Annotated in this window: 12 protein-coding genes; 1 reads left to right on the forward strand and 11 read right to left on the reverse strand. The window is 45.8% G+C overall.

From position 1 onward, the window contains the following. Positions 1–15 precede the first annotated feature (15 nt). Together BK120_RS24090 and BK120_RS24095 are read right to left on the reverse strand one after the other, a co-directional pair. Positions 16–1,302, reverse strand: coding sequence for a metallophosphoesterase family protein (locus BK120_RS24090; protein ID WP_076270051.1), 1,287 nt, complete (start codon positions 1,300–1,302; stop codon positions 16–18). A 32-nt stretch (positions 1,303–1,334) separates the two neighbouring features. Beyond that, positions 1,335–2,462: a glycosyltransferase family 4 protein gene (locus BK120_RS24095; RefSeq protein ID WP_076270052.1), complete on the reverse strand. Its 1,128-nt coding sequence runs from the start codon at positions 2,460–2,462 to the stop codon at positions 1,335–1,337. A gap of 123 nt (positions 2,463–2,585) precedes the next feature. Between BK120_RS24095 and BK120_RS24100 the strand changes: the two genes are divergently transcribed. Beyond that, positions 2,586–3,758, forward strand: coding sequence for a GGDEF domain-containing protein (locus BK120_RS24100; RefSeq protein WP_076270053.1), 1,173 nt, complete (start codon positions 2,586–2,588; stop codon positions 3,756–3,758). Positions 3,759–3,922: 164 nt separating this feature from the next. Here the strand turns inward: BK120_RS24100 and BK120_RS24105 are convergent, their stop codons facing one another. From BK120_RS24105 to nrdF, 9 genes are all read right to left on the reverse strand, one after another. Continuing rightward, positions 3,923–4,177: a DUF2164 domain-containing protein gene (locus tag BK120_RS24105; RefSeq protein ID WP_076270054.1), complete on the reverse strand. Its 255-nt coding sequence runs from the start codon at positions 4,175–4,177 to the stop codon at positions 3,923–3,925. A gap of 4 nt (positions 4,178–4,181) precedes the next feature. Further along, entirely contained in the window at positions 4,182–4,973 is a 792-nt protein-coding gene (locus BK120_RS24110; protein ID WP_076270055.1) for a PhzF family phenazine biosynthesis protein, read from the reverse strand. Then, positions 4,970–5,452 (reverse strand): hypothetical protein, encoded by a 483-nt coding sequence (locus tag BK120_RS24115; protein WP_083682384.1) that lies wholly within the window; start codon positions 5,450–5,452, stop codon positions 4,970–4,972. The genes BK120_RS24110 and BK120_RS24115 overlap by 4 nt, the downstream gene beginning before the upstream one ends. Before the next feature lie 127 nt (positions 5,453–5,579). Then, positions 5,580–6,032: a GyrI-like domain-containing protein gene (locus BK120_RS24120; protein WP_076270056.1), complete on the reverse strand. Its 453-nt coding sequence runs from the start codon at positions 6,030–6,032 to the stop codon at positions 5,580–5,582. Positions 6,033–6,166: 134 nt separating this feature from the next. Continuing rightward, complete coding sequence (gene hprK, locus BK120_RS24125; RefSeq protein WP_076270057.1) at positions 6,167–7,075, reverse strand: HPr(Ser) kinase/phosphatase; 909 nt, start codon at positions 7,073–7,075, stop codon at positions 6,167–6,169. A gap of 42 nt (positions 7,076–7,117) precedes the next feature. Continuing rightward, a complete protein-coding gene (locus tag BK120_RS24130; protein ID WP_076270058.1) occupies positions 7,118–7,900 on the reverse strand; it encodes an ABC transporter permease in 783 nt (260 codons plus the stop codon). A 5-nt stretch (positions 7,901–7,905) separates the two neighbouring features. Continuing rightward, the gene (locus BK120_RS24135; protein WP_076270059.1) at positions 7,906–8,709 is read right to left on the reverse strand and encodes an ABC transporter permease; all 804 of its coding nucleotides are present in this window, start codon (positions 8,707–8,709) and stop codon (positions 7,906–7,908) included. Beyond that, positions 8,709–9,686: an ABC transporter ATP-binding protein gene (locus tag BK120_RS24140; RefSeq protein WP_076270060.1), complete on the reverse strand. Its 978-nt coding sequence runs from the start codon at positions 9,684–9,686 to the stop codon at positions 8,709–8,711. The genes BK120_RS24135 and BK120_RS24140 overlap by 1 nt, the downstream gene beginning before the upstream one ends. A gap of 156 nt (positions 9,687–9,842) precedes the next feature. After that, positions 9,843–10,799: a class 1b ribonucleoside-diphosphate reductase subunit beta gene (gene nrdF, locus BK120_RS24145; protein WP_076270061.1), complete on the reverse strand. Its 957-nt coding sequence runs from the start codon at positions 10,797–10,799 to the stop codon at positions 9,843–9,845. Positions 10,800–10,809: the final 10 nt, after the last annotated feature.

Raw genomic sequence — 10,809 nt, forward strand, 5'->3', positions numbered from 1 at the left:
GCAGTAGCCCTATCATCATCCGCCACGTTCATGATCATGAAGCAAACCAAGCGTCAGCTCGCGCGCTTGCTCTAGCCAGCGCTCGGGTGGCTCGTCCCATTGGTTAAACATAAGTCTGCCAAGCTTCGCATGCCCTGCTGCCGGGCTCACAGCATTTTTGGCAAAATCCTGCCATAACTTCTCATCCTCCGTTAATGCTGCGCTAAATCGAACGAGCTCTCCGGTAAAGCTGTCTTCCACCGCCAGCTCCTCCCAGTTGATCGCAGCCCCTGTATTCACCTCTAGCCCATGCATGAAGATCCATGGTTCAGTTGACGATATCGCCCTGCCCTCCTGCAATTGCTCAAGCAGCGTTCGAACAACCGCTGGCTCCGATAGCTTCTGATGCAGCAGCCCGCGACCTGTCAAGCAAAGTCGAAGCATAACCGAGCGGCCTTCCGCTTCAGCTAATATTCTGTCAATCAGACCTTCCAATTGCTGCAAAAGCTCCTGTTCTGTACTCAGCTCAGAGATGGAGCAGTCATACTCGTGCCACCTGACTTCATCCAGCGGCATAAAGGTCAGCTCTACCGCTCTTGCAGCGGTTACCTCCACCAAATAACAGCCCTTTGCTCCTACTTCACGCGGATTTCTTCCTTGTGTGTTGCCTGCGTATACGACGTGAGGGTATTCATGCAGCACCCTTCGTTTATGGATATGGCCTAGCGCCCAATAATCAAAGCCCTTGCCCCCGATAAGCTCGCCCAGCGAGCATGGAGCATACGGGTCATGCGTTCCATCGCCATCAACATTTCCGTGCAGCAGCGCGATATGAAAGGGCGCTTCCTGCTGTATTTGATAAGCCGCAGCTATATTTTCCGAGACGACGCGTTTTCCGTATGACCTGCCGTAAACAAATGCAGCCAGCTCACCGTTAGTACGGTAAGCCGGCCGATATTCCATTTGATCCGCTCCAAATATATGCACGTTTGTCGGCAGTTCTAAGTCTGCTCGCTCGCCATTTAACGGGTCGTGATTTCCATGGATCACATATACGGATATTCCGTGCTCCTGCAGCTTTTGCCACTCTCGTACGAGCATAAGCTGTGCTCTAAGCGAGCGATCTGCTTCATCGAACAAATCGCCAGCCAGCACGATAAAATCCACCTGCTCGCGTATGGCGGTCTGCGTTAGCTGACGCAGCGCTGCAAAGGTGGACTCGCTGAGCACCTCTCGCACTTGATCCGGAGCCTTCGCAAGCCCTCGGAAAGGGCTGTCTAAATGCAAATCTGCTGCATGGATAAATCGAAAAGGTACCGACATTTTATAACCGCCTATTCCGATAGAATGAGCCGTTATTCCGGCTTCATATGAATATAAACTTTTTTCAGCTGTGCAATCACTCGTTGAAGTGAATATACCTTTTTGGCTTTATCCGAACCAGACCTTGCCAGATGATAACGATAAGTGGGATCGGTTACGACCTTCTCCAGCGCATCAGCAAGAGCTGTCGCATCTTCCGGCGGTACTAACAATCCATTAACGCCATCTTCGATTTGCTCGGCGATGCCTCCTACATTCGTGCCGACAAGTGCAAGCGAGCATAAAGCAGCTTCTGCGAACACGGAGCCGAAGGCCTCAGCGCGAGAAGGCAATACAAATACATCAAAAAACGGCATAAACTCTTCCGGATGCAGCATATAGCCGTAAAAGATAATATCGTCATACAAATCAAGCTCAACTGCTAATGCTTCAAGCTCCTCGCGAATCGGTCCATCGCCAATGATATGAAGGACAAACGGATGACCCTTTTGTTTAAGCTCTGCGCATGCGCGCAGCAGTACATCGAGCCCTTTGGCAGGGACGAGCCTACACACCGTAATGAGCTGCGTTACCGCATTCTCATGGGATATTGGTTTAAATCGTTTCTCGTCAAAACCATTTGGAATAACCTTTATTTTCTCTGGATGCTTGATATGAGGAGCGATATAGGTACGGAAGGACTCGGAAACGGTCAGCAATTGATCTGCCTTCGCTTCCAGCTCGCCATAAAGACTCATAAGAAATCGGTGTTCAGGCCCGCCCTCTTTAATCTTGCCGTTTAGAATCAGCTCCCGTTCATAGCTGGAATGGATCGTCATCGCAAGCGGAGTATCTGGAAATAGCTGCTTCATGACAAGTCCAGCTATGGGATGATGCGCGTGTATAATATCGTATGGCTTTTTGATGCGCATCTTTGTCCACCATACGTAATCTTTATACGTTTGAATATATTTATCGACCATTACATTTCCGCTGTAGATCGTGTGATCAAAGGTTTCGAATGTCACTTCATCCTGCCCTTTGCTTCTAACCCGCTTAGGCAGAGAGAACAATTCCATTTGCCAACCAAACTTAATGAATCTATCTTGAATATACGGGATCATGGAAGAAACTCCGCCCGGCTGCTCCGGTGGAAAAAATAACGCTTGTAAAATATTCATGTGTCCCATCCTTTCAACGTAAAACATGTATTCCAACTATTCGTTCACCGTAAAACATGATATATTAGAACATATGTTTCTGTAAAGCTATTGAAACTAATACTAGATAACGGTGGGTAACTCATGACTCTTACACAATGGCTTTCAGGCCCAAATGGACAACTGCTCTCTTCATCGGCGGTCATCGTCATTCTGATCTTAATGCTCTTCATGTCGGTTCGGCTTTATGTAAGCTACCGCAACAAACGAATTTATCGCTTGCTCATTACAGCCATCCCAATCATTATTATTAAGCAATGCCTGCTCGTCGTGCTCGCTTATCCAGGCTGGTCATTATCACCATTTCTACATTTAGCCTTTACCATACTTCAAATCCTATCTTTTATTATTATAAACTTTGTTTTCATGAAATTATATACTCATCGAACGGCACAGCTTAAAGTCATTCCCTTTATCATTATGAGTATGATGACATTCGTTATTGCAGGCATACAATTTGCGATTATGCCCAATTCAATGGACACGGTCGTTCATGCGCAAGCTTTTACATACCCGGCACTCGATTTCTATGGTTTGATCGTTATTTTCATGATTATGCTTGATACAAGAAGCGCCCACATGAGCTCCAAATATTACGCGAGCTTAATCGTGTTTTTTGCAAGCGAGCTTGCTAGGCTGTCGAATGCCTATGTATTTCATGGCTCATTGACTTGGTTGCTGACGATTAGCCAGCTGCTGCCAATTGTATATTATACCCTGTTGTTTATCCTCTTGTTCGAGTGGGTAATCGAGAGGTTGATGTTTACCTATCAATCGTCAATTATGGATGGTTTGACTGGATTGTATAATCGGCGCCATTTCTCTTCAAAGGCGGAGCAGCTGCTTCAAAGCAACAAGCCGATGGCTATTATTTTTTGCGATATCGACAACTTTAAGAAATTGAATGATACCCATGGCCACCATAAAGCCGATGGCGTACTGAAGCAGGTTTCCGAGATTATTAAGGAAGAATCGAGCGGCATCGGATCAGCGGGCCGTTATGGCGGAGAAGAGCTGCTAAGCTGCATTAGCACGGAGCGAGTAAAACCTGAAATTGTAGCTGAATCCATTCGGCGCAGAGTCGAGCAGGAAACGATGGTTACGATAAGCGTCGGCTTCAGCACCTCCAAAGAAAGCAAGGTTGTTCAAGAAATGATTAAGCAGGCTGACGAAGCGATGTACTATTCCAAAACGACGGGCAAAAATAAAGTAACCCCGTTCAAATCATCAGCTGCTTCCAAAAAATCAAAAGCATAAACAATGAAAAGGCACTGATCATGAGGCTTATAGCCTTGATGATCAGTGCCTTTTCATTGTTTGCTTCTGGGAAAAGCGTAAGTACTCAATATTAGTCATATGCTTACCAATTTCAATAGCTGTCCTGCCTTCTCGCTGTACCTAACAGCTGCCAAGCCCAATCGTTATCGCTTTGCCGCAGTTGGCTTCTCTAGTGAATAAAGCTCGTCTTCCAGCGTTTGCATTCGCTCAAGCACCGTTTGGCGTGCATCTTTAATCGCATGATTATAAACATGCGGCCCAACCGCTTGTATCATAAAATCGAGCAGTTGCTCCGCCGCAATCGATCCAAGCGTCTCCGAACGCTCCAGCTCGAAATACTGCTGAATGCTAGCAATCAATTGCTCCTTCTGCTCTTTTGGCAGCTTCAACATTAACATTTTATTAACCCTCCAATTGCCCTCTCAGAATAGTCACTGCTTGTCCTTGCAAATACACTCGCTCGCCATCCGGTCTTACCTTCACAATCCCTCCGCGCTCCGATGCCTGATAGCCAGTTAACTCCTGCTTGCGGAGCCTCTTCGCCCAATATGGCGCGAGCGCGCAGTGGGCCGAACCCGTTACGGGGTCTTCATCGATCCCTGTGCCAGGAAAAAATGCCCGCGATACAAAGTCATACGCAGCATTTGTTGAACGGCTTGTAACGATAATTCCTCGAGCGCTCAAACGGGCAAGCATCCCAAAGTCAGGCCGCAGCGTACGCAGTGTATCCTCACTGTCTAGCTCAACAAAGTAGTCCATTCGATTGCGGCCAACATATCTCGGAATGAGACCCAGACCTTGAATGAGCTCCTCAGGTGCAACAGCTGCTTCCGGCGGCTCGGATGGGAAATTCATCTCCATCCAGTCCCCTTTATGCACAGCGGTCAATAACCCGCTTTTCGTCATAAATCGCGCTGTTTCGTGCTGTGGCAGTCTTCCCGTTTCCCATAATATATGTGCTGTCGCAAGCGTAGCATGTCCACATAAATCAATCTCAGCAATCGGTGTGAACCATCTTAACTCATAATGCTCTGCTCCCTGCTCAATAAATGCCGTCTCTGAGAGATTCATTTCCGCTGCCACCTGCTGCATCCAGCGTTCAGACTTAGGTTCGTCTACAATGCAAACGGCGGCAGGATTGCCTTTGAATTTTTCATTCGTAAATGCATCTACAATATATAACGGATAATTCATTTTTCCAACATTCCTTTCCTACTCCATGTCACGCCAAACAACGATAGTACAGCGCCATATAAGAGATGACCAAGCAACCACCAAATCAGTGCTTGTACATCGCTAGTCGCTGGAGTACGCAATGAGAGCTGTGTAAGTGGAATCCACGTACAGCATGCGACTGCTATACTCATGCCAAGGCTTAGTCCTATCGGAGCTCTCCAAAGCGACAACAGGGATAAATAAATAATACCGAGTGGAAGTGCAACAACCATATGAAGGATAAATTCAAGCGTCTCCGTTCGTTTATAAGGCAGCCATTCTATGAAATCAATATTAAGAAGCAATACATATACCGCTGATCCGGTAAGGTGCTCAAGCAGCTTCATCGTAAAGCCTAACACGATTCCACTCACAGCACCAGCCGCAATACCAGCAATTACTAGCTTGCTGGCATACTGCCAATACGAGCGCTTATTCCAATCTCTCATAGCTGACATTTGAAATCCTCTTCTCTAAATCTGTTTCAACCACAAACAAAAAAGTGCTTGCTGTCACAAAATGATCCGGCTCGAATGTTATCCATTCCATACTCCGATTCGTTTGCGTGCAAGCACTTCATATAGGTTATCCTTTGAGCGGAATAAGCAGCTCTACCGGCTCTTCCTCCAAATGATGCTCGTCAATATAAAACAACTCCAGCGATACGGCGTTTTCTTGCTTCTCTAGCCGCAGCTCATTTATCCAAGCATGAAGTTGCTCGTACCCTTCGCCGATTCTTTTATTGGAGCAAGCGACCATCGCATAACGATGTTCAGGAATCGTGAATTGTACCATGCCAGGAGGCAATTCCTCCAGATGCTGGACTTCATAACAAGCCCAGTAGGTAGCAAACACTTCATTGCCGAAGTACGGACTGTACAATACGGTCGATTTTGTTGCATCATTCAACTCGTGCTTGCGTGTCAAAAACTCGGTTTGCAGCCGAATGGCTTCATCCGGAAAGGATGAATATGGACCGCAGTAGCTGATACCCGCCAAATGAAGCGCAGGTTTTGTTACGATTGAGCAGTTTTCCACGCGATTTCCTCCTTCGAATCTGTCAGGACTTGTGCGCTAGGATGAGCTTTCTCTGCCCATAGTGTAACATGATTTGCAAGTATTTGGATAGTCGTTTGCATGTTAATCCTTTATCCGGATTATTGACAAAGCCGCTAGCCTTGCTCCAGCCGCTTCATAAATTCTTCTACCGCACTATAGCCTTGCTGCTTTAAGTACCAATTATTCGCGGCTGCCTCAATTAAACCTGCAACGTCTCTGCCCGGCTGCACTTGGATTTCAATATGAGGAATTTTCACGCCCATATAATCTGTAAATTTGGTTTCCAGCTCTAAATCATTATTGAGTTCATTATCACGCCACTTCGTTAATTCAATATCGAGTACAATTCTCGTCTCATCTTGAAACGCCTGTCTGCCATACAATCTCACAACATTAATAAGACCAATGCTGCGCAGAGCTAGAAACTCCTTTGTTTTCTCATTATGCGTGCCAAGCAGCGTTTGGGAGCTCAGCTTTTTTAGTACAACGATATCATCAGCAACTAACCTAGAGCCCCGTTTGATGAGCGTATGGGCTGTTTCGCTTTTGCCAATGCCTGACTTGCCGCGCAGCAGCACGCCAATGCCAAGCACATTTAAGCAAATCCCATGAATCGATATTTCCGGAGCAAGCGTTTTGAGCAGATAAGCATCCAGCATGCCAAGCAATTGCACCGTTGGAAGCTTCGTTCGCAGCAAAGGAATGCCTTCTTGATCGCAATATTTGGTCAAATATTTTAGACCTTCCTGACCCGCAGTGACTACAAAGCAAGGCGGATGATATTTAACAATATTGCCAATATGGTGATTGCGTTCTTCTTCACTTAAGGAGTGCAGGTATGTAATTTCCTTCCTGCCCAAAATTTGAACATGCTCCTGTGGGAAAAAATCGTAGTATCCAACAAATTCAAGTCCTGGTCGATAAGCTCTTGCTTTAACAATCTGTCGATCGAGCTTATCGGCTCCTGCTAATATTTCTAATGATAATTGCGCTGCTAATTCCCGTACCGCTATTGATTTCATAACATTACGCTCCTTTGCTGTTATCATAAAGTGCTGTTCATATTAAGAGCCTGTCGAGCGATAATGACGAACACCGATGTTCCATACAAGCAGACAAGGCAAAATAAAGAGGATGCCGGCTATTGGCGAAATCATATAGAGCAGTTCATTCCCAGAGGTTCTGTCTAACAAGTAGAGCAATGGCAAATAATTGACACTTCCAAAAGGGATGACGAACGTAAAAAAACGAGTCACCCATTTCTTATAAATGCTTAACGGATACTGGGCCATCTCCCGCCCTCCGTCCGTAAATATATTTGCAATCTCAAGACCTTGAACCGTCCAAAAACACATCGTTGCAGCCAGTATAAAGATACCAGAGAAAACAAAGACACCGCTCAAAATCATAAAAATAAGAGTTATTGTTTTAAGCAATGTCCACTCGATCGTAAGCTCACTTAAAGCCCACGTCAAGATGATTACGCTTTGCAGCAGCCGTCCCACACGTGAAAATTCGAATTTCGAGCCGAGCACCTGAAGCACGGTACTGCGCGGCCTAACCAGCAGACGGTCAAAATCTCCATTAACGACCAACGTAGAGAACGAATCGAAACCGCGTGCAAAACATTCACTAATCGCAAATGACATATGAATAATAGAAAAGCATAACGCTACTTCTTGAAAATTCCAACCCTCAATTTGACCAAAACGCTCAAACATAAAATACAATCCTGCAAAAACAGAAAATGGGACAAAAAATTGACCTAAGGAGAGCAGCCAAAATGAGGTTAGGTACTGCGTTTGCGACTTAAACATGATCAAAATATATTTACCGAACAATCTCATAAGGGTTACCCTCCATTCACAACGACTCTACGTAATGCTTTTGCCATTGCCAGCCTGCCTAAGCCCACTAGTACAACAAACCAAACCAGTTGAACACCGATACCGATGAGCGCTTCTTCCTTAGCAATATGTCCCGAGTAAACCCGAAATGGGAAATCCGCCGTCCATCGAAACGGCAGCACATATACAATGTTTTGCAGCCATGAGGGCATAAGCGGCACGGGTATAACCATGCCTGCCAGAAATTCGCCGATTACACCAAACATGAGAAGCGAGCCAGCCGGCGAAAGTGTAACGAACACGGATATGTACATCAACATAGAAAGGGCAACAATCATAAGCAGTCCAAGCAATAATGCAACGATAAACAAAACAAAGGCTGCTGGATCTTCCGGCAGCGGCATCCGGTAAGGCTCTGGCAGAAAAAAAGCTACGATTAAAACAGGGATACTTTTTAGAATGGCGCTCGCGAGCCGCTGTGCAATAAGCTTGGCATACCATAATCCGTAAATGCCGCTAGGTCTGCAAAGCTCGTAAGCAATATTGCCTGTCGTTATAAGTCCGAATAGCTCATTGTCACGGAACCACAACATAACGAACGAAAGAAAAGCCTGCTGCAGCCATACATATGTGATAAGCTGCTTCAATGAAATCGGAGGCGGAGTTGTTGTGCCGCTATAAAACGCTTCAAACACCATAATGATAATGAAACCCCAAAAAAATTGAGTCGCAACTCCCGCCAGCGCTGCGGTACGGTATTGCAATCCGTATGTGAGACGCAGCTTAAATACCGAAATATACGCTTTCATTATATTTGATGCTCCTTATACAGCTGAACGATCATATCTTCAATAGGCAAGGTATCAATCGTGACATCGAGAAGCTCCACCTGCTCGGACAGACGGATGAGCACATCGCTTATGACAACCTGAGCTGTATCGACGCTTAGCACTGCACGCTCAGGCGACCATTCTTCAACGACAGCACCAGCAATCTCAAGCGGCTCAGCGCGGTGGCTGTATACGACTGTAATCGTTTTTTGTGTTCCGAACTGGCTGCGTATCGCACTAAGGCTGCCATCATAAAGCAACTTTCCTTTGCCAATGAGAATAATCCGGTTCGCCAGCGCTTCAATATCATTCATGTCATGTGTGGTCAAAATGATCGTTACGCCTTTCTCTTCATTAATCCGCTTGATGAAGCTGCGTACAGCGATTTTGGATACGGCATCGAGGCCTATTGTGGGCTCATCCAGAAATAGTACACTTGGGCTGTGCAGCAGGGAAGCCGCAATTTCGCAGCGCATCCTTTGTCCAAGACTAAGCTGTCTTACTGGCATTTGAATGATTTCCTGCAGCTCAAGCGTTTCTGTAAGCAATGCTAATGTGCTTTGATACTCCTGTTCTGGCACCTTATAAATATCCCGCAGCAGATCGAAGGAATCGATGACGGGCACGTCCCACCACAGCTGAGAACGCTGACCGAAAACAACACCGATATGCTTCACATACGCGACCCGATCCTTCCACGGCGTAAAACCCATGACCGTACATGTACCGCTGTCTGGCACAAGAATACCGCTCATCACTTTAATGGTCGTTGACTTGCCCGCCCCGTTAGGTCCGATGTAACCCACAATCTCACCCGGCTCAATCGTGAAAGAAATATCGTTAAGCGCTTCCACAACTTTGTATTCCCTTTTGAATAATGCCTTTACTGCTTGCTTAACGCCTGAAGAGCGTTTAGCAACCTGATACGATTTACTTATCCCATGAACTGTAATCACTATTTTTACCTCCGCGCAAGTTTTGAGAGGGAAATACTAACATCGAAAGAATAATGTGTCAATTGTTTCCTCAATAAAAAAATCAAAAATCGCTCTTTTCCTGCCTAGAAGGCTGAATAAAGAGCGACTCGTATGTTGTATTTACATTAAGTTTTATTAGAAGTTGAAAACAAAATCGTCATCATTAAGCGGCTCAACGTGAATTGTACGTACGTAGCCATTACCTTTTTTGGAGAAGAAATCATGCTGCTTCGTATGCGTACTGATACCATTGAACACGATTGGATTTACCGCTTCCTCAGGGAAATGCGGCTCCATACCGAGATTCATAAGCGCTTTGTTCGCATTGTAGCGGACGTAAACATTTACTTCCTCAGCAAGGCCAAGCGGTGCATAAAGATGCTCTGTGTACACAATCTCATTCTCGTATAGCTCGTTAAGCAATGCATAAATTTCGATTTCCAGCTGTGCTTGCTCCTCAGGGCTAAACGTTTGGAACAGCTCTTGTGCTAGAACGCCAACGTACAAGCCATGGATGCTCTCGTCACGCAAAATCAAATCGATAATTTCGCCGCTGCTCGTCATTTTACCTTGTCCAGCCAAGTAAAGCGGATAGAAGAATCCGCTATAGAACAAGTAGCTCTCCAGGAATACAGAAGCAGCCATCGCTTTGTAAAGCTCTTTCGGGCCAGTGATGTTCGAATACCAAGAAGAAATCAAGTTTGCTTTCTTCTGAAGCTGTTCGTTCTGCTCGACCCACAGGAAAATTTCGTCGATCTCTTCGCCAGAAGCAAGTGTAGTGAAGATGCTGCTGTACGATTTGGCATGGATTTGCTCCATCATCGACATAAATGACAATACTGCTTTGCGCTGCAAGCCATCCACATGCTCCAAAATCTTCGGCATGCCGACGCCGCCTTGAATCGTATCAAGCAAAGTCAGACCGCCGAGCACGTTTTTGTACAACGTGCGCTCCGCGTCCGTCATTTCCATCCAGTCCATTTTATCATCTGATAACGGAATTTCTTCATCCGTCCAAAATTGCATTACATTTTGCTGCCAGAATGTTAACGTGAAATCGTCATCTGGGCGGTTCCAGTTTACTGCTTTCATTTGGTGAGCT

Origin of the sequence: Paenibacillus sp. FSL A5-0031 (genome assembly GCF_001956295.1) — a bacterium.
Taxonomy (GTDB): domain Bacteria; phylum Bacillota; class Bacilli; order Paenibacillales; family Paenibacillaceae; genus Pristimantibacillus.